Here is an 18734-nt window from a genome sequence, read left to right on the forward strand (position 1 = left end):
AAGGGGCGTCCTCCCACGAGGTCGCCCCTTACCCGTGTCCGTGCGCCGCGGTTCAGTTCCAGGCGTTGTTCTGGTTCTGGCCGTGCGCTCCCTGCTGGCCCATGCCGTACTGCGCGCGCAGCCCCTGGCCGATCTGGGCGCTCTGCGGGGGCAGCACCTCGCTCGGCTGGACCAGGGCGAAGCCCTGTCCGAGGAAGCTGAGCTCCCAGCCCTCGCCGGTGTTGCCGCGCCGACGCCAGACGCCCGAGGAGTGCGTCTGTGCCTGCATCTGCACGCGCAGCGAGCTGGACCAGGCGACGATCGCGTCGGCGTCGACGTTGACGTACTTGTCCGGCGTGACCTGCATCATCAGTGGCTGGCCGGACGTCATCAGGGCGACCTTGCCGGTGCCGGAGATGTTGAGCTGGTACTTGCCCGTGCCCGAGATGCCGTACTGGCTGTCCACGGCGATGACCTCGGTGTGCAACGACGAGTCGAGCGCCAGCACATAGGCGCTGTCCACCGTCATGCCGTCGTGGTCGACGTCCACGACATGGACGTACTGCGCGAGGTTGGCGAGGTAGACGGTGCCCTGGCCCGAACAGCGCATCAGGTCGAGGCCCTCACCGGTGTTCGCGCGGGCGCGGCGCTGCCCGTGCGACTGGTACTCGCCGTCGAACTCCATCAGCCCCTGGTACGCGACCATGGCGCCCTTGCGGGCGAGGACGTCGTCGTGGCCGGTCAGCGAGACCCGCAGGAGCTGCGGGTTCTGCAGGGTGTACCGGTCCTGGGACTGCTGTTCCGTGTAGTTGAAAAGCGGACTCTGCATGGTGTGTTCTCGCTCCCCCTCAGTTCCGGACCCGCAGGCGGTCCGTACTGTCCTCGCTCGGCTGGACGACGACGATGCCCTGGCCGGAGAACGCCATCTGGAACGCCTCGCCGCTTCCCCGCCCGATCAGCGAGGAGGCCTTGAAGCTGCGCTTGCCCTTCACCTTGAGGTTCGGGGACCACGCCACAAGGGCGTCCGGGTCGACATAGGTCTCGTCCTCGCCGCGTCCGCAGTCGACGACGATCGGCGTGCCGCGCGAGGTGATCGCGACCCAGCCGGTGCCGGCGATGCAGACGTTCCACAGGCCCTGGCCGGCGAACTTCGCCAGCCCCTTGACCCGCTCCACGCCCCAGGTGAGGTGGCCGTCGAAGGCCAGGACGTTGGTGCCGTTGACCGAGAGGGAGTCGTTGTTGAGATTGATGACGACCACATCGGCGCCGTAGTCGGCGAGGTAGAGCAGCCCGTCACCGGAGCACTTCATCAGGGGTGCGCCCTCGCCGGTGATCCACTGGGAGGCGATCTGCCGGACGGCCGGCGGGTTGGGCTCGTACTGGATGAAGCCCTCGTAGGACACCATCGAGCCGGTACGTGCATAGAGGTCCTGGCCCGTGGCCATGGCGACCTTGAGCATCGTATGGCCGTGGTTCTCCATACGGGCCGTGACGGGGGTCGGGGCGAAGCCCGCGAGTTGCTGGTTCATGACGGGCTCCCTCAGACCTCGTAGGGCTGGACGACGATGAAGTTGCCGGGGGCTCCCCGGAACTGGAGGTTCACGGTCTCTCCGCTGTGCCCGGGGTATGCGTTGCGGCGCAGCCGGACCTGGCTGGAGATGATCACCTGGGACGCGGACGACCACGCCACGACGGCGTTGCAGTCGGCGAAGGTGGTCGGCGTGACCGGCAGGACGACGGGGACGCCGTGGGTCTTGACGACGACCGTGCCGCTGCCCTGGAACTGCATGGTGAACAGGGCGCCGCCGGGGATGCCGTGACCCTCGATCCTGCGGACCTCGTACTGCAGCGACTCGTCGAAGGCGAGGACGCTCTCCGCGGAGACGCAGATGCCGTCGCCCTGGAGCTCGATGGAGTGCAGATGGGCGCCGTCTTCGGCGAGGAAGACCTGGCCGCGACCGGTACAGCGCATCAGCTGCATTTCCTGGCCGGTCGCATTCCCGACCATGCGGCCCGCGAAACCGGCACCCTTGTAGCTGAAGTCGACCTTCCCCTGATACATCACCATGGAGCCCTGACGGGCGAGCACCGGTGTACCGCCCATGGTGAGGTCCACCCGCATGAGCTGCTGGTTCTGCGGCGTCCAACGCTGGCCGGTGGCTGTCTCCTTGTACGGCTGGAGCGCGGCCTGCAGACCGGCACCGGCCTGCGGCACACCCTGCGGCATGCCCGGCTGCATTCCGGGGGGCTGCTGCCCGTACGGTGCCGGGGCCTGCTGACCGTAGGGGGCGGCCGGCATGGCCTGGCCGGGAAACTGCCCGAACTGGGGCTGCTGGGGCGGCTGTCCCGGCTGGCCGTAGGGAGCGGGGGCGGGCGCGGGCGGCGGGACGGTACCGCCCTGCGGTGCCATCGGCGCCGCTATCGTCGGCGCGGCATGCATCTGCTGCTGCGGAGTGGGAGCCTGCGCGGCCGGGGCGCCGAAGGACGGAGCAGGCTGCGGGACTTGAGGGGGCTGGGGGGCGGCCGGGACACCGAAGGACGGAGCGGGCGCCGGCGCCTGCGCGGGCGGGGCGAACGAAGGGGCAGCCGCCTGCGGCTGCGGTGCGGCGGGCGCCTCCTCGGCGACCTCGCCGCCGAAGTTCTTCAGCAGCGCGTCGAGACCGCCGTCGAAGCCCTGTCCGACAGCGGCAAACCGCCAGACGTCCTTCAGGTAGAAGTCGCCCAGCATCACCGCGCGCTCGGTGGTGAACTCGGAGCCGGTGAAGGCGTACCTGACGACTTCCTCGCCACCCGCGACGATCCGGATGTACCCCGGACCGATCTGCGACATCTGTCCCGCGCCGTCGACGGTCGCAGTGAACGACAGCTTGTGGATGTTCGCCGGAATGCGGTCCAGAGTGACGCGGAACGACTCGGTGTCACCGGACTGGGCACCGAGGAGCTGAATGGACTCCTCAGGCGATTTCGGCTGGTTGAAGAAGATGAAATACCGGTCGTCGGAGAGCTGCTCATGGGCATCGAGGCCGAAGCAGCTGATGTCGAAGGTCAGTCCAGGACCGGCGATCTGCACACCTACGTACAGATCCGTCCCCGGCGTGAGATCACTGATCTTGGCCTTGTGGCCGCGTTGGAATTCCCTGGCCATGCGTAACGACCGTCCCCCATCCCGAATGTGAATGCGTCGCGCCAGGCTAACCGCAAACTCCGACATTGAGCTAAGTCGGTACACACCCGGTACAGAATCGCTGAACGTCACTCACCACGCGCGGCAGGCAGATGAGGCAGCCGGTCCGCCGCCACCACTCCTTCGAGGTAGCCGCGGGCCCGCTCGGTACGCGGATACGCCTCCAGCAGCCGCCAGAACCGCGGCCCGTGACCGGGGACCAGCAGATGCGCCAGCTCGTGGACGAGCACGTAGTCGACGACGTACTCCGGCATGCCCTGCAGACGGTGAGACAGACGGATGCTGCCCTCCGCCGGGGTGCAGGACCCCCATCGGGTGTTCTGGTTGGTCACCCACCGCACCGAGGCGGGCCTGGCCCGGCCCGCGAAATACTGGGCGGACAACCGCTCGGCCCGCTCGGCGAGTTCGCTGTCGCCGAGGATGCGCTTGCGCTCCTGGGCCGCGAGTTTGTCGAGCATCACGGTCACCCAGCGCCGCTCCTCCGCCTCCGACATCCTGGCGGGGATCAGCACGATGGTGCGGTCGCCCTCCCGGTACGCGGAGACCGTTCTGCTGCGGCGGGTGCTCCTGCGGACCTCGACCGCGCTCGTCACCGAGAGGCGGGGCGGATGGCTGGCCGCGCTGCGCTGATGGTCTTTGGCGCTGCGCGCGGGGGTCTCCCCGGCGAAGCCGGGTGACGGGTCGGCGGGCACGCCACGACGTTACCCGCTGTCAGTGCGGGAAGTCCCGCCTCCGGGACGGTTCGCGCGTGATCCGTTCCATGGCATGCACCATTTGAACGACTAATACCCCATGCCTGTGGATAACTTTCTGCACGCTCCGACGCCGGCCTGCATTCTGGCAACGGATCTCGCGAAGCTCCGGTTCGCGGTCGACGCACGCAGATCACTCCGGACCGCACAGAGACCACACAGAGATCGCCCAGAAGAGACAGCAGCAGGACGAACACGGGCCAGGGGGAAGCCATGCATCCGATGTTGAAACCCGCACTGCGCCGAGCGTGGCGTGGCAGGAACACCGTGCAATTCGGGGTGACGCCCGCTCACGCGGTGAAGGTGGGGCCGATGGATATCGCCACGGGCAGTTTCCTGGAACTGCTCGACGGAACACGCGGCCTGCCACTGCTGCGCGAGGAAGCCAGGGCACTGGACTTGTCCGACCATCAAGTGGACGTGCTGGTGGCGCGATTGGTGGAAGCGGGACTGGTCGACGATGTCCGGGCGGGCGGGCCGGAAGCCGACGCGTTGCGTAACCGGGCCGACGTACTGGAGCGACACCGCCCCGACCTCGCGTCGCTCTCGGTCGTGCACCCCGAACCGGGGGGCGGGCTGAGACGGTTGGCGGCCCGCCGCGCGATGCGCGTCCAGGTGCGGGGCTCCGGCCGGGTCGGCGCGGCAATCGCGTCGGTGCTGTCCGGGTCCGGTGTGGGCCTGGTCGAGGTCCTGGACGGAGGGGTCACCGAGCCGTCGGACGTCGCACCCGGCGGGCTTCCGGCCACTGCGGTCGGTGAGCGCAGGGACACCGCCGCCCGGCAGTTGGTGCGACGATCCGCTGTCGGTCCCGCCCCCCGGACGACGGGGACGGACCGCTCCCCGTCGCATGGTGGTCCCGGGCTGTCCCTGGTCGTGGTCGCTCCGCGGGACGGTCTCGCGGTGTATGCCCCCGACCCTCGTGCAGCCGAACCATGGATCGCTTCGGGCACTCCTCATCTCTATGCCGGGGTGATCGAGGCCACGGGCGTGGTCGGTCCGCTGGTACTGCCCGGCGGTACGGCCTGCGCGGGATGCCTGGACCTGCACCGCACGGATCGGGATCCGCAGTGGCCGCGGATGCTGGCCCAGTGGCGGTCCGGGCGGCGCGGCGCCGTGCAGGCATGCGACCTGGGACTGGCGACAGCGGTGGCCGGTCTCGCGGCGGCCCAGGCGCTGGCGTTTCTCGACGGCGAACTGCCCGCCGGCACGGGAGCCAGATGCGAGGCCGCCCTGCCGCTGTTGGACTGGCGGTCGGAGCGGATCGGGCCCCACCTCGACTGTTCCTGCGGGGCGGGTGGGCACACTGGGAGGGAGCGCACCTCCGGGCTCTGCGCGGCGCAGGACACAATGGCCGGGTAACCGCCGCACGCGGCACGGCAGTCTGGGATTTGGAGGGGCGTATGTCTGATCTTCCCCGGAAAGCGGTCACCCGAACAGCCAAGTTGGCCGCACTGCCACTCGGCTTCGCCGGCCGTGCCACGTGGGGGCTCGGCAAGCGGATCGGCGGCAAGTCCGCGGAGATAGTGGCCCGTGAGCTCCAGCAGCGCACGGCGGACCAGCTGTTCCGCACGCTGGGCGAGCTGAAGGGGGGTGCCATGAAGCTCGGTCAGGCCCTGTCCGTCTTCGAGTCGGCGCTGCCCGAGGAGGTCGCCGGGCCGTATCGGGCGGCGCTCACCAAACTGCAGGAAGCCGCTCCCCCCATGCCGACCCGCACCGTCCACGCGGTGCTCACGGAGCGGCTCGGTGAGGACTGGCGGGAGCTGTTCCTCGAATTCGACGACAAGCCGTCGGCCGCCGCCTCGATCGGGCAGGTGCACCGGGCGGTCTGGCACGACGGGCGGGCCGTCGCCGTGAAGGTGCAGTATCCGGGCGCCGGGGAGGCCCTGCTCTCGGATCTGACCCAACTCAGCCGCTTCGCCCGGTTGCTCGGCCCGCTGATCCCTGGCATGGATATCAAGCCGCTCATCGCGGAGCTGCGCGACCGGGTGTCGGAGGAGCTGGACTACGAACTGGAGGCGCAGTCGCAGCGGGAACACGCCGAGGAGTTCGCGGACGACCCCGATGTGGTGGTTCCCGGTGTGGTGCACCAGTCCGACCAGGTGCTGGTGACGGAGTGGATCGACGGCGTCCCGCTGTCCGAGGTGATCGCGGAGGGCACCCAGGAACAACGGGACCGGGCGGGTCAGCTGCTGGCGCGATTCCTCTTCTCGGGTCCGGTGCGCACGAATCTGCTGCACGCCGACCCGCATCCGGGCAACTTCCGGCTCCTGCCCGGGGGCGGGGAAGCGGACGGAAAGGCGGAAGGCTGTGGGAGCGGGCCGTGGCGGCTCGGGGTGCTGGACTTCGGCACGGTGGACCGGCTGCCGGGCGGCCTGCCTCAGCCCATCGGGGACTCGTTGCGGCTGACGCTGGAGGGTGACGCGGAGGCAGTGTACGAACTGCTGCGCGAGGAGGGCTTCGTCAAGGACTCCATCGACCTCGACCCGGATGAGGTACTCGACTACCTCCTGCCCATCATCGAGCCGGCGCAGGTGGAGGAGTTCACCTTCACCCGGAGCTGGATGCGCAATCAGGCAGCCCGGATAGCGGATCCCCGCTCCCCCGCCCATCAGCTGGGTAAGCAGCTGAATCTGCCGCCCGCCTATCTGCTGATACACCGGGTGACGCTGAGCACGATCGGGGTGCTGTGCCAGCTGGGTGCGACGGTGCGGCTGCGGGACGAACTGGAGTCCTGGGTCCCGGGGTTCCTGCCCGTCGAGGACCTGCCCGAGCAGCAGGGCCGGGATCTGGAGTTCCCGGATCAGGACTTGGCCGGTCAGGAGCTGACCGACGACGAGTTGCTCGACGACCGGCCGGCCTAGGGTCCGGCGCGGTGTCCAGGACCGCCCCCGCCGACCCCGACCCCGGGGCGCCGGCACGGGCCTCGGCACCGAGGGGGCGGGTCACCACCAGGCCGAGTCGAGGCGGCCCTCGATCGCCCTGATGTGAGTGCGGGCGCAGTCGTCGCAGAAGTACTGGCGCCTGCCGTTCTCCACGGAGCAGATCCAGGTCGGCGGAGCGTACGCGCTGTCGGCGGTGGTGCCGCACAGGGCGCACACCACGATCTCGGCACCCGGCTGCGCGGGGTGATGAGTCTCCTCGTCCACCCCGTGACGATAACTCCGTCCCCGCTGCGCGGCACGGCACCACACAGCACGACCGCGGGGCCGGTCCGTTCGGACCGGCCCCGCGGAAGGGGTACTGACTGCTGCCGGGCGGAGCGGCGCCCGGCAGCGGGTGCTGCGGTTTCCGGCCTGGCTAGTGCCGTGACCGGCCGGCCAACGCGGCGAGCGGGCGGTGCGACGGCGCAAAGCTTGCCGGGAGGGGCACTAGTGCATGACCGCCATGGCCAGCGCACGGCGGGCGCGCATCGAAGCGCGCTCTGCCCGGCGCTGCATCCGCCGAGCGGTGACCAGGCGCACAGCCCGGCGCTCCGCGTCGGCTTCCCTCAGGCGGTCGTGCATATGCGCACGCGCCAGGGCTTCTGGGATGAGTTGCATTTCGCGGGTCCTGTTCTGACGCGAGTCGTTCGCGCCGATGATCGTGACGTTCGGTGTCGCGGAGCCGATGGGCTCATTCGTGGGGACGGTCATTGGTGCCTGATTTCGAGGGTCGTGGGTCCGGGGACGGTCGATGGTTCCGATGCGCTTCATGGGTTTGGGGGCCGTGGCTCCCAGGCCGGCGGTCACGCCGCGACCGGGTTCTTGCGCGGACGGCCACGCGGCCGCTTGCGAGCGACGACGACGCCCTGGATGAAGAGCTCGCCACCCCAGACGCCCCACGGCTCGCGGCGCTCCTTGGCGCCGGCGAGGCAGGCTTCGACGAGCGGGCAGGTGCGGCAGAGCGACTTGGCGTACTCGACATCGGCCGGCGACTCGGCGAAGAAGACCTCCGGGTCGTAGGAACGGCAGGGGACGGGCACGCCGAGGTTCTCGATGGCGTCGTCGAGCGCGGTGAGCGCAGTGAGGGGGATCAAGGTGGAGTCCTCCGTGAGGCCGGGCGGGGGGATCGTTTCGGAAGGCGGTACGGACGGGGCGTGCGCTTCGAGTTGCACGGTGGTGGTGTCCTCGTCTGGTTGTTCCGGCCGGTCGGCCGGGTGGCTGCTGGTACCGGGTACTGCTTGTCCCGAGGCGCCTTCTCGCTGTGTCGTCCGTTGGGACAAAACAAAAGGGCCGCGGATCCCGAGTGGGGTTCCGCGGCCCTGAAGGCGCCGGCCTGATGGTGGATCAGGCTGGATCACTCCAGGGTTCAGGCCCACGGAAGGCCCACATCGTGTGGTGGTGCGTCATCTGCTGCTCGGCTCCGGCACCGACTGCCGCAAAGGCATAGGCCGCCTTGGCCTGTCCCTTCGCTACTGCTGCCGTCGATGCCTGGGTCGGTCGCTCATTGCGCTCCCGCACGGGGAGGCTCGCCAGGGACAGCGGGCTGGCGGCGGAAATGCCGGACAGACCGGTGCCACGAAGCGAAGATTCCGAAGAGCAGGCGAGGCCGAGCGAGCAGGCGGAGACGACCGACAGATCGGTCATTTTGTTGGTCTCGATGATGCTGATCACGACAATCGCCTCCTCTCGGCGTCTCGGTGGACCGGCGGGCCGGTCCTGCGTATTCGGATAAGTACAGCACAGGATCAGGGCTTCAGAGAAGTCGCTGTTCCCGTGGTTAAGAACCTATGGTGATGACTGGGGCGGGCGCAAACTATTTTTTCGACGAGTTTTTCTCACACCTCCCCGTCGTCTCCCCCGAGCCCCTCGACCGGGTCCTCACCTGCACAAATGGCCAGCACGGCTGCTCCGAACCGGTCCATCTTCCGGACACCGACCCCGGAGATTCCCGCCAGTTCGCCCGCGCTGCCCGGCACCGCCTCCGCGATCGCCATGAGCGTCTTGTCGGTGAACACGCAGTAGGCGGGCTGGCCGATCTCCTTCGCGCGGTCCGCCCGCCAGTCGCGCAGCCGCTCGTACAGCGCTTCGTCCATGTCGGAGGGGCATTCCTCACAGCGCATCAGCTTCATCTCGCCGGCGTCGGTGAGTGTCTTGCCGCAGACCCGGCACAGCGCGGGGCCACGACGCCTGCGCTTGGTCACCGCGGGACGCTCGACGCCTCCGCCGCCGCCGACCGTGCCACGCCCGCCGAGCCCCGTCGAGCCGGGACGCGGTCCGTTCAGGAAGCGGCTCGGGCGCCGCCCGCCGCGGCTGCCCGGCGACCGGGACAGCGACCACGACAGCGAGAGATGGAAGCGCGCCCGGGTGACACCGACGTAGAGCAGGCGGCGCTCCTCCTCGATCTGCTCGTCCGTCCTGGCGTACGTGATCGGCATCATGCCCTCGGTCAGCCCGACCAGGAACACGGCGTCCCACTCCAGGCCCTTCGCCGAGTGCAGCGAGGCCAGCGTGACTCCCTGGACCGCCGGGGCGTGCTGGGCGGCAGCCCGCTCGTCCAGCTCCGCCACCAGATCGGAGAGCGTCGCCCCCGGCTTGGCCTGTTCGAAGTCCTCGGCCAGCCGGACCAGCGCGGCGAGGGACTCCCAGCGGTCGCGCATCGCGCCGGAGCCCGCGGGCGGATCCGTGGTCCACCCCTTGGTGGAGAGCACGGCCCGCACCTGGGAGGGCAGCCCCTCCGCGTCGTCGAGCAAGGAGTCGTTCCCCCCGGCGCGCGCCGCGCCGCGCAGGGCGACGCCCGCTTCCCGTACCTCCGCGCGCTCGAAGAAGCGCTCCGCGCCGCGCAGCTGGTAGGGCACGCCCGCGTCGGAGAGGGCCTGCTCGTAGACCTCGGACTGGGAGTTGACCCGGTAGAGCACGGCGATCTCCCCGGCCGGGACGCCGGCGGCGATCAGATCGCGGATCCGGCGGGCGGTGCCCTCCGCCTCCGCGGGCTCGTCCCCGTACTCCGTGTAGGCCGGCTCGGGACCCTTCTCCCGCTGCGAGACGAGTTCGAGCCGGTGCTCGGCGGCGCGGCCACGGGCCTGGCCGAGCAGGCCGTTGGCCAGGTGGACCACCTGGGGCGTGGAGCGGTAGTCCCTGACCAGCTTGACCACGGTCGCGTTCGGGTGGCGAGTGCGGAAGTTCAGCAGGTGCTCGGGGGTGGCCCCGGTGAAGGAGTAGATCGTCTGGCTGGCGTCCCCGACGACGCACAGGTTGTCCCGGTCGCCCAGCCAGAGGTCGAGCAGACGCTGCTGGAGCGGGCTGACGTCCTGGTACTCGTCGACCACGAAGTGCTGGTACTGGCGGCGGACATGGTCGGCGATGTCGTGACGGTCCTGGAGGATGGCGACGGTGAGAAGCAGCACGTCCTCGAAGTCGATCACCGAGCGGTCGCGCTTCAGCTGCTCGTACATCGCGTAGATCTGGGAGATCTCGGCGGTGTCGCGCGGGGCGTCGCGCTGGGTCTTGGCGACCACGGCCGGATAGTCGGCGGGCACGGTCTGGGTGACCTTCGCCCACTCGATCTCGCTGGTGACGTCCCGCAGCTCGTTGCGGTCGAGCCGGATGCGGCAGCGGGCGGCGGCCTCGGCGACCAGTTGGACCTTGCGCTCCACCAGCCTCGGCAGCTCGCCACCGACTGCTTTCGGCCAGAAGTACTGGAGCTGGCGCAGGGCGGCGGAGTGGAAGGTCCGCGCCTGCACCCCGGCTGCGCCGAGCTGGCGGAGCCGGCCCCGCATCTCGCCCGCGGCCCGGTTGGTGAATGTGACGGCCAGCACACTGGTCGGCTGGAGTATTCCGGCGCGCACCCCGTACGCGATGCGGTGCGTGATCGCTCGCGTCTTGCCCGTACCGGCTCCGGCCAGCACGCACACCGGGCCGTGCAGGGCCAGGGCGACCTCGCGCTGCTCGGGGTCCAGCCCGTCGAGCACGGCGTCCGCCGACTCGGGGACCTGCGGGAAAAGAGAGGAATGCGTTGCTGCTGTCACCCCGCCATGCTGCCAGGTCGGGAGAGGCGGACGCGGAAGTTGTCCACAGGGGAGCGGCATCCGTCGTACTAATGCGGGGCCGACGGCGGGAATGGTGACCAGGTCACGTACGTTCCACTCCCTGCGGGGATGCACATGGGCGGCTTTTCCGCAGTCGTGAGTGAGACGAACAAGACAGAGGAGCGCGAAAACATGCCGGGCACTGTGACGATGTACAGCACCACGTGGTGCGGCTACTGCCGTCGGCTCAAGGGCCAGATGGACCGCGAGGGCATCACGTACAACGAGATCAACATCGAGCAGGACCCGGCGTCCGCAGCCTTCGTCGAGAAGGCCAACGGGGGCAACCAGACCGTCCCGACCGTGCTCTTCGCGGACGGTTCGACACTGACCAACCCCTCGCTGGCCCAGGTCAAGCAGAAGATCGGCGTCTGAGCGAGCGAGCCCCGCGCCTCGCGGCAGCGGAACGCCCGCACCGACGCGCCTGCAGACATGCCCGCCGCCTTCCGGTCCGCCGGAGGGCGGCGGGCGTTTCCGTGCCCGCAAGCCGGCGGGCGCTTCCGCCGGGCAACGGGGCGTCAGCTCACGCCGCTGCGCCGAGCTGCGAGGCGGCCGCGGCCACTGTCTGTTCGAGAAGGACCGCGACGGTCATCGGTCCGACGCCGCCCGGGACCGGGGTGATCAGCCGTGCCCGCTCGGCCGCGGTCTCGTAGTCGACATCGCCGACGTTGCCGTCGTTGTATCCGGCGTCGAGCACCACCGCACCCGGCTTGATGTCCGCACCGGCGATGAAGCGCGGCTTGCCGACCGCGGCCAGCAGCACGTCCGCCTGCTGCACGATCGACGGGAGGTCGGCCGTCCGTGAGTGGCAGTACGTCACGGTGGCGTCCCGGCCGAGCAGCAGCATCCCGGCGGGCTTGCCCAGAATGGCGCTGCGGCCCACGACGACCGCGTGCTTGCCCGCGAGGTCGACCTCGTACTCGTCGAGGAGGCGCATGATGCCGCCGGGTGTGCAGGAGACGAAGCCGGGAAGGCCGAAACTCATCGCCGCGAACGAGTGCATGGTGACCCCGTCGACGTCCTTGGCCGGGTCGATCGCCTCGAAGGCGGCGCGTTCGTCGATGTGGGGACCGACGGGATGCTGCAGCAGGATGCCGTGCACATCGGGGTCGTTCGACAGTGCGGTGACCGCGTCCACCACGTCCTGGGTGGTGGAGGTGGCAGGAAGGGCCACGTGCCGTGACGCGATGCCCGCGCTTTCGCAGCGGCGACGCTTCATCCGGACGTAGGTCACCGACGCCGGGTCGTCGCCGACCAGCACGGTCGCCAGGCAGGGTGCCTTCCCGGTGCGCAGCCGGAGTTCCGCCACTGTCGCGGCGCTGGTCTCGATGATGCGGCGGGCGAGAGCGGTGCCATCCATCGGACGGGCTGTCTGTGTCTGGGCCACGCTTCACTCCTGAGCGTCACTTGGATCACGAGGATCACGATGAATCGCCCAGGCGCACGGCATCGACGGTTGTCGAGTGTTTTCGTCGGACCGCTCCCCGGTGGTACTCCACCTCAGCGCCAGTCACGGCCCGGGTCCAGATTAACGGACCGGAGCATCCTGGGGGGAGTAACGCGGCGCAGTGGAGGGCGGACCCCGGCCGTGCGTGCTCCGTCGTCCGCCCCGCACCGTGTGTCAGCCGACGCTGCCCGGCTTCGGGAGCGGCTTGCCGTACCAGAGCTCGATCAGACGGGCCGCGATCGAGATGCCGAACGGGGGCAGGATCTCGCCCGATTCGAAGGCCGCCGTCAGGTCCTCGCGGGAGAACCAGCGCGCCTCCTCGATCTCCTCGCCGTCGACGTTGATCTCCGACGACGTGGCCCGCGCCATGAAGCCCAGCATCAGGCTGGACGGGAAGGGCCAGGGCTGGCTGGCGATGTACTCGACCTCACCGACCGTGACACCCGCCTCCTCGAACACCTCGCGGGCGACGGACTGCTCGATCGACTCCCCGGGCTCGACGAAGCCCGCGAGCGTCGAGAACCTGCCCTCCGGCCAGTGCACCTGACGGCCCAGCAGGGCGCGGTCCTGGTCGTCCGTCACCAGCATGATCACCGCCGGGTCGGTGCGCGGGTAGTGCTCGGCGCCGCAGGCCTGGCAGCGGCGGATGTGGCCGGCCGCTGCGATGACGGTGCGTTCGCCGCAGCGGGAGCAGAAGCGGTGCAGCCGCTGCCAGTTCTCCAGCGCCACCGCATGCGCCATCAGCCCCGCGTCGCGTGGGCCGAGGAGCAGTCCGGCCTCGCGCAGCCCGGCCGGGCGCGCCGGCTGGTCCATGCGGCCGGGCAACGAGTCCTTCTGGAGCGCGAAGTAGCTGACGCCGTCCTCGTCGGTACCGAGGAAGTAGCGGTGGGTCTCGGTGACCGGGGCCTCGAAGGCCGGGGTCATGACGATCTCCGTGCCGCCGTCGGCGGTGTCGTCGATCAGCACCTGCCCGCCGGAGACCACGAAGACCCGGGTGGTCGGGTGGCTCCAGGCGGCGGAGAGCCAGGCCTCGTCGAGGCGGTGGTGCGCGGCGCGGTCGATGCCGCTGGGCGCGGTGAGACCGATGGGCCGGTCTGTGGTGGCGTTGTCGAAGGTGCTCACAGGTGCTTCCTACTCCCCCGGGATGGATCGGGTGTTCAGAGGATTCAGCGGAGTGCGGTGGACAGTTCGCCCCAGAGGTGGGCGGTCGTCTGCACGCCCTTGAGCAGGAGGTCCAGCTCCACCTTCTCGTTGGGGGCGTGCCAGCCGTCGGACGGTACGGAGATGCCCAGGAAGAGGACGGGGGCGTCGAGCACGTCCTGCAGGTCGGCGGCGGGCCCCGAGCCTCCTTCGCGGGTGAAGAGGATCTTCTGGCCGAAGGCCCGTCCCATGGCGCGGGCCACGGCCTGCAGGGCGGGGTGGTCCAGCGGGGTCAGGCAGGGGCGGGTGGCGGGGGCGAAGGTGATCCGATGGCGGATGCCGACCGGGAACTGCGCCTCGGCCCAGGCCCGGACGGCCTGTTGGACGTGGTCGGGGTCCTGGCCCGCGACCAGCCGGAAGCTGATCTTCACGAGGGCGGAGGACGGAATGATGGTCTTGCTTCCGGCGCCCTGGTAGCCGCCACCGATGCCGTTGACCTCGGCCGTGGGGCGCGCCCAGATGCGCTCCAGCGTGGAGTAGCCGGCCTCGCCCGTCGCGGCCTGCGACTTGGCGGTACGCAGCCAGCCGGCCTCATCGAAGGGGAGCTCGGCGAAGAGGGCGCGCTCGGTGTCGGTGAGTTCCGTCACGCCGTCGTAGAAACCGGGGATCGCGACCCGTCCGTCCGCGTCGTGCAGCGCGGCGACGAGGCGGGCCACGGCGGTCGCCGGGTTGGGGACGGCGCCGCCGAACGATCCGGAGTGGATGTCCTGCTCGGGGCCGTGGAGCTCGATCTCGCACTCGGCGAGACCGCGCATGCCGGTGCAGACCGTCGGGGTCGTCTCGTCCCACATGCCGGTGTCGGAGACGATCACGGCGTCGGCGGCGAGGCGCGCGGCCTGCTGCTCGACCAGGGCGCGGAAGTGCGGGGAGCCGGACTCCTCCTCGCCCTCGACGAGGAGCTTGAGGTGGACGGCAGGGGTGGTGCGGCCGGTGGCGGCGAGGTGGGCCCGGACGCCGAGGGTGTGGAAGAACACCTGGCCCTTGTCGTCGGCGGCGCCGCGCCCGTACATCCGGCCGTCCCGGATCACCGGTTCGAACGGGTCGGTGTCCCAGCCGTCCTCCCGGGCGGCGGGCTGCACGTCGTGGTGGCCGTAGACGAGGACGGTCGGGGCGTCCAGGTCCTCGGACGGCCACTCGGCGAAGACGGCGGGGGCGCCCGGCGTCTCCCAGACCTCCGTGACCGGGAAGCCGGTCTCCTTGAGCTTGGCGGACAGCCACTCGGCGCTGCGCCGTACGTCTCCGTCGTGCTCCGGCTGGGCGGACACGGAGGGGATGCGCAGCCACTCGGCAAGGTCGTCGAGGAAGGCTGTGCGGTGCTGTTCGGTGTACGTACGGACGGCGCTGTCCGGGGTGTCGCTCATGGTCTTGAGCCTATCGGCCTGCGGGAGGTGGCTCGTCCCACAGGATTTGTTCGAGCTCGGCCCGGCCGGGGAGATCGGCGGGGTGGACGGCCTCTCCGGTGCGGACGAACAGGAACGTGGTGGTGACGGAGTCGAGTGGTACGTCGTGCAGTTCGGCCCAGGCGAGGCGATAGACGGCCAGCTGCAGTGGGTCGGCCGTGCGGACGGCCGAGGTGTCTTCGTGGCCGTGGGGGGCGTGACGGGTCGTCTTCCAGTCGACGATCTCGTAGGTGACCCCGTCCGCACCTTCCGTGCGGTACACGGCGTCGATCCGGCCCCGGACCACGCGGCCCGCGAGCGTGATCTGGAACGGTGTCTCGACGCGGTACGGGGTGCGGTGGGCGTACGGGGTCCGCTCGAAGGCCTCCTTGAGCGCGGCGAGGTCGCGCTCGTCCGCGATGTCGGTATCGCTCCCGTCGCCGCCGGGCAGCTCGTCGGGGCCGAGCATGGGCAGCGGCAGCTCCTCGAAGCGGGCCTCCACCCAGGCATGGAACCTGGTGCCCCGGCGGGCCGCGGGCGCAGGCGGCCGCGGCATGGGCCGGGCCAGCTCCTGGGCGAAGCCGTCGGGGTCGTCGGCGAGCCTCAGCAGCTGCGTGGCGGAGAGCGAGGCGGGCACGAGGACCTCGCGCACGGTGGCGCGGGCGCGGCGCAGCTCACCGGCGAGCGCGTCGAGGTCCCGGTCCCAGGAGGCGAGGGTGCGCGTCTCCTCCGGGGTGAGCCGTGAGGGGGTCCGGGCGGCGGGGACGTGGGGGGCGGGGATCCGAGGGGCCGATGGCGTGGGGGCGGGGTCCGCGGGAGGTTCGCTCGACAGGGAGTCCCAGTCCGCGGCCTCATCGGGGTACGGCTCGTCGTCCGGGTACGGCTCGTCGTCGGCATACCGCTGGTCGTCCGGTGCCGCGGGGTACGCCCCCGGCGCCGCACCCGCCGCCGACTCCCCCGCCAGCGTCTCCAGGTGGGCCAGCACCGTCTCCGCGGCCGCCCGGCGGCGGGCCAGCGCCGTGTCGTCCAGCGGGAGCGGCCAGGCGTGGTCGGCGGCCGCCTCCGCGAGGGCCGGGTTCTCCTCGTCCTCGGCCGGCTCGTCCGCCCATGCCTCGATCTCGCCGTGTCCGGCAACGCAGTGCTCGTACAGCGCCTGCAGGAAGTCCGACGGGCCGCGCGGCTTCTTCTGGGCCGGCCCCCACCAGTGGCCGGAGCCGAGCAGCAGGCTGCGCGGCCGGGTGAAGGTGACGTAGCCGAGGCGGAGTTCCTCGGTGTGCTGGTGCTCCTTCATCTCCTCCTTGAACCCCCCCAGCCCCTTGGCGTCCCAGGAGTGGATGACGGGCAGGGTGGGTGCGTCGCCGCGCAGGGCGTGCGGAAGGACCTTGGACTGGGAGGTCCAGGCGTCGCGGGACCGGGCGCTGGGGAACTGTCCGGTGACCAGGCCGGGCACGGCGACGACGTCCCACTCCAGGCCCTTGGACTTGTGGGCGGTGAGGACCTTGACGGTGTTCTCGCCGCCGGGCAGTGCGTTGTCCAGACCCTTCTCGTACTGGACGGCGGTGCGCAGGAAGCCGAGGAAGGCCAGCAGCGTGGCCTCGCCGTCTGCTGCGGCGAAGCGGGCCGCGACGTCCAGGAAGTTGGCGAGGGTCTCGCGGCGGCGGGCGGCCAGCGCGTACGGCGACGCGGAGAGCTCCACCTCGAGACCGGTGGTGGCGAGGACCCGGTGCAGCACGTCCATGAGCGGGTCGGCCAGCGAGCGGCGCAGCTCGCGCAGTTCGGTGGCGAGGCGGGCGAAGCGGACGCGTGCCTCGGCGGAGAACGGCAGCCCGTCGTCCTCCGTACCACTCGATTCGAGGAAGGTGTCGAGGGCGTCGGCGAGCGAGATCACCTCGGCCGGGTCGATGCCTTCGACCGCTTCGGCGAGCCGGCGGTCGGGGTCGAAGTCGTCGTCGTCCGCATGAGCCGCGCGGTGGACGAGGAGGCGGGCGCGGCGGCCGAGGAGCGCCAGGTCGCGGGGGCCGATCCGCCAGCGGGGCCCGATGAGCAGCCGGACCAGGGAGGCGTTGGCGCCGGGGTCCTGGAGGACTTCGCAGACTGCGACGAGGTCGGCGACCTCGGGCAGGTGCAGCAGCCCCGAGAGGCCGACGACCTCGACGGGGATGTCGCGGGCGACGAGCGCGGCCTGGATCTCCGGGAAGTCGCCCGCCGTGCGGCACAGCACGGCGATCTCGCCGGGTTCCTTCCCGGTCCGTACGAGATGGGCGATCGAGTCGGCGAGCCAGTCGATCTCTTCGGTGTGGGTGCGCAGCAGGGCGCAGCGGACGATGCCGTCGCGTTCGGCGCCCGGGGCGGGGCTCAGCGCTTCGACGCCCTCGTGCATGGCGCGCAGCGGCTCGGCGAGCCCATTGGCGAGGTGCAGCAGGCGGCCGCCGCTGCGGCGGTTCTCGCTGAGGGAGTACCGGGTGGCGGGGGCGCCGTCGGCGTGCGGGAAGTGGTGCGGGAAGTCGTCGAGGTTGGCGACGGAGGCGCCGCGCCAGCCGTAGATCGCCTGGCAGGGGTCGCCGACGGCGGTGACGGCGTGCCCGGACGCGGTGCCGTCGGGGCCGCTGCCGAAGAGGGCGGAGAGGAGCAGCCGCTGGGCGACGGAGGTGTCCTGGTACTCGTCGAGCAGGACGACCCGGTACTCGTCGCGCAGGATCGCGCCGACCTCGGGGCGGGTGAGGGCCAGTTCGGCGGAGAGCGCGATCTGGTCGCCGAAGTCGAGAAGGTCGCGGCTGCGCTTGGCATCCCGGTAGCGCCGGGTCAGCGAGAGCAGCTCGCGGCGGGCTTCGGCGGCTTCGGGGATCTTGCGCAGCTCGGCGTTGGTGAGCCGGGCCGTTTCCAGCGTTCGGAGGAGGTCGCTGTCGTACGCCGCGAGCTGCTCGGGGCGTACGAGATGCTCGGCCAGCTCGGCGTCGAGTGCCAGCAGATCGCTGACCAGGGTGGGGAACGACCTGGTCAGTGCCGGGTACGGGCCCGGGGCCTCGCGCAGCACGCGGGCGGCGAGCTGGTAGCGGGTGGCGTCGGCGAGGAGGCGGGTGGTGGGTTCGAGTCCTATGCGCAGCCCGTGTTCGGTGAGGAGCCGTCCGGCGAAGGCGTGGTACGTGGAGATGCTGGGCTCGCCCGGCGGGTTGTCCGGGTCGATGGCGTCCGGGTCGGTGACCCCGGCGGCGACGAGTGCCTTGCGGACGCGCTCGGCGAGCTCGCCCGCCGCCTTGTTCGTGAAGGTGAGTCCGAGTACCTGCTCCGGGGCGACCTGCCCGGTCCCGACCAGCCACACCACACGCGCCGCCATCACCGTGGTCTTCCCCGAACCGGCTCCGGCGACGATCACCTGCGGGGCCGGCGGCGCGGTGATGCAGGCCGTCTGCTCCGGGGTGAAGGGGATCCCGAGGAGCTCTTTGAGCTGCTCGGGATCGGTGATATGTGAGGACACCCCACAGAGGCTAACCGGGCGCACCGACAACGTGCGGGGTCCGCGAGAAGGCCGGGACGTGCCTTGCCGGGAGGCCACCTGTGGTCCGGGTCGGGCACTGACCGCCGGCGATCGCATCCGGTCGCCTCGGGCGGCCACGCCCTGGGGACAGATGTGGCCTCCGCCACGGGCCGCTCCGGGGCCATCCCCGACCGGCGGCGCGGCCGCGCATGGATCGCACGGTGAGTGGGTGATCACAGCGGATGATCCGGACCGGAGGATCCTGCGGGACTGCCGCCTCAGGGGTGTCGCCGGCTGCACGCCTACGACCGC

16 protein-coding genes and 1 riboswitch are annotated in these 18734 nt (G+C 70.8%); of the genes, 3 read left to right on the plus strand and 13 right to left on the minus strand.

Annotation, left to right across the window (positions count from 1 at the left end; all coding sequences use genetic code 11):
• Positions 1-52: 52 nt before the first annotated feature.
• The 4 genes from OG972_RS14770 to OG972_RS14785 form a co-directional block, all read right to left on the minus strand.
• Complete coding sequence (locus tag OG972_RS14770) at positions 53-808, minus strand: AIM24 family protein (protein ID WP_266981738.1); 756 nt, start codon at positions 806-808, stop codon at positions 53-55.
• 19 nt (positions 809-827) lie between these two features.
• Positions 828-1508 carry an AIM24 family protein gene (locus tag OG972_RS14775; protein WP_266981740.1) on the minus strand — a complete coding sequence of 227 codons (681 nt, stop codon included), beginning with the start codon at positions 1506-1508 and terminating at the stop codon, positions 828-830.
• Between the two features lie 11 nt (positions 1509-1519).
• Complete coding sequence (locus OG972_RS14780; protein ID WP_266981742.1) at positions 1520-3124, minus strand: TerD family protein; 1605 nt, start codon at positions 3122-3124, stop codon at positions 1520-1522.
• Positions 3125-3231: 107 nt separating this feature from the next.
• A complete protein-coding gene (locus OG972_RS14785) occupies positions 3232-3855 on the minus strand; it encodes a M48 family metallopeptidase (RefSeq protein WP_266981744.1) in 624 nt (207 codons plus the stop codon).
• Between the two features lie 273 nt (positions 3856-4128).
• Between OG972_RS14785 and OG972_RS14790 the strand changes: the two genes are divergently transcribed.
• A complete protein-coding gene (locus OG972_RS14790) occupies positions 4129-5274 on the plus strand; it encodes a ThiF family adenylyltransferase (RefSeq protein ID WP_266981746.1) in 1146 nt (381 codons plus the stop codon).
• A gap of 41 nt (positions 5275-5315) precedes the next feature.
• A complete protein-coding gene (locus OG972_RS14795) occupies positions 5316-6776 on the plus strand; it encodes an AarF/ABC1/UbiB kinase family protein (RefSeq protein WP_266981748.1) in 1461 nt (486 codons plus the stop codon).
• An 81-nt stretch (positions 6777-6857) separates the two neighbouring features.
• Here OG972_RS14795 and OG972_RS14800 read toward each other — a convergent pair whose 3' ends face one another.
• From OG972_RS14800 to OG972_RS14820, 5 genes are all read right to left on the minus strand, one after another.
• Positions 6858-7061: a hypothetical protein gene (locus OG972_RS14800; protein ID WP_266981750.1), complete on the minus strand. Its 204-nt coding sequence runs from the start codon at positions 7059-7061 to the stop codon at positions 6858-6860.
• A 222-nt stretch (positions 7062-7283) separates the two neighbouring features.
• Complete coding sequence (locus OG972_RS14805; protein WP_266990483.1) at positions 7284-7607, minus strand: hypothetical protein; 324 nt, start codon at positions 7605-7607, stop codon at positions 7284-7286.
• Positions 7608-7639: 32 nt separating this feature from the next.
• Positions 7640-8008 carry a WhiB family transcriptional regulator gene (locus OG972_RS14810; RefSeq protein ID WP_030915514.1) on the minus strand — a complete coding sequence of 123 codons (369 nt, stop codon included), beginning with the start codon at positions 8006-8008 and terminating at the stop codon, positions 7640-7642.
• A 172-nt stretch (positions 8009-8180) separates the two neighbouring features.
• Positions 8181-8507, minus strand: a complete 327-nt coding sequence (locus OG972_RS14815) for a hypothetical protein (RefSeq protein WP_266981753.1) — start codon at positions 8505-8507, stop codon at positions 8181-8183.
• Positions 8508-8671: 164 nt separating this feature from the next.
• The gene (locus OG972_RS14820) at positions 8672-10921 is read right to left on the minus strand and encodes an ATP-dependent DNA helicase UvrD2 (RefSeq protein WP_323135869.1); all 2250 of its coding nucleotides are present in this window, start codon (positions 10919-10921) and stop codon (positions 8672-8674) included.
• 132 nt (positions 10922-11053) lie between these two features.
• Between OG972_RS14820 and OG972_RS14825 the strand changes: the two genes are divergently transcribed.
• Entirely contained in the window at positions 11054-11296 is a 243-nt protein-coding gene (locus OG972_RS14825) for a mycoredoxin (RefSeq protein WP_266981757.1), read from the plus strand.
• A 148-nt stretch (positions 11297-11444) separates the two neighbouring features.
• Here OG972_RS14825 and OG972_RS14830 read toward each other — a convergent pair whose 3' ends face one another.
• From OG972_RS14830 to OG972_RS14845, 4 genes are all read right to left on the minus strand, one after another.
• The gene (locus OG972_RS14830) at positions 11445-12308 is read right to left on the minus strand and encodes a bifunctional 5,10-methylenetetrahydrofolate dehydrogenase/5,10-methenyltetrahydrofolate cyclohydrolase (protein ID WP_323135870.1); all 864 of its coding nucleotides are present in this window, start codon (positions 12306-12308) and stop codon (positions 11445-11447) included.
• A gap of 39 nt (positions 12309-12347) precedes the next feature.
• Positions 12348-12445: riboswitch (ZMP/ZTP riboswitch) on the minus strand.
• Positions 12446-12542: 97 nt separating this feature from the next.
• Positions 12543-13490 carry an NAD(+) diphosphatase gene (gene nudC, locus OG972_RS14835; RefSeq protein WP_266981759.1) on the minus strand — a complete coding sequence of 316 codons (948 nt, stop codon included), beginning with the start codon at positions 13488-13490 and terminating at the stop codon, positions 12543-12545.
• 44 nt (positions 13491-13534) lie between these two features.
• Positions 13535-14929 carry a dipeptidase gene (locus OG972_RS14840; protein ID WP_266981761.1) on the minus strand — a complete coding sequence of 465 codons (1395 nt, stop codon included), beginning with the start codon at positions 14927-14929 and terminating at the stop codon, positions 13535-13537.
• A 10-nt stretch (positions 14930-14939) separates the two neighbouring features.
• Positions 14940-18422: an ATP-dependent DNA helicase gene (locus OG972_RS14845; protein WP_266981763.1), complete on the minus strand. Its 3483-nt coding sequence runs from the start codon at positions 18420-18422 to the stop codon at positions 14940-14942.
• Between the last annotated feature and the right edge of the window lie 312 nt (positions 18423-18734).

The sequence above is a fragment of the Streptomyces sp. NBC_01669 genome (assembly GCF_026339735.1).
Lineage (GTDB): Bacteria > Actinomycetota > Actinomycetes > Streptomycetales > Streptomycetaceae > Streptomyces > Streptomyces yanii.

Coding starts and splice junctions, on each gene's coding strand:
- OG972_RS14770 (WP_266981738.1), bottom strand. CDS start 808: ATGCAGAGTCCGCTTTTCAACTACACGGAACAGCAGTCCCAGGACCGG.
- OG972_RS14775 (WP_266981740.1), bottom strand. CDS start 1,508: ATGAACCAGCAACTCGCGGGCTTCGCCCCGACCCCCGTCACGGCCCGT.
- OG972_RS14780 (WP_266981742.1), bottom strand. CDS start 3,124: ATGGCCAGGGAATTCCAACGCGGCCACAAGGCCAAGATCAGTGATCTC.
- OG972_RS14790 (WP_266981746.1), top strand. CDS start 4,129: ATGCATCCGATGTTGAAACCCGCACTGCGCCGAGCGTGGCGTGGCAGG.
- OG972_RS14795 (WP_266981748.1), top strand. CDS start 5,316: ATGTCTGATCTTCCCCGGAAAGCGGTCACCCGAACAGCCAAGTTGGCC.
- OG972_RS14805 (WP_266990483.1), bottom strand. CDS start 7,607: ATGAAGCGCATCGGAACCATCGACCGTCCCCGGACCCACGACCCTCGA.
- OG972_RS14820 (WP_323135869.1), bottom strand. CDS start 10,921: ATGCCGCTCCCCTGTGGACAACTTCCGCGTCCGCCTCTCCCGACCTGG.
- OG972_RS14825 (WP_266981757.1), top strand. CDS start 11,054: ATGCCGGGCACTGTGACGATGTACAGCACCACGTGGTGCGGCTACTGC.
- OG972_RS14840 (WP_266981761.1), bottom strand. CDS start 14,929: ATGAGCGACACCCCGGACAGCGCCGTCCGTACGTACACCGAACAGCAC.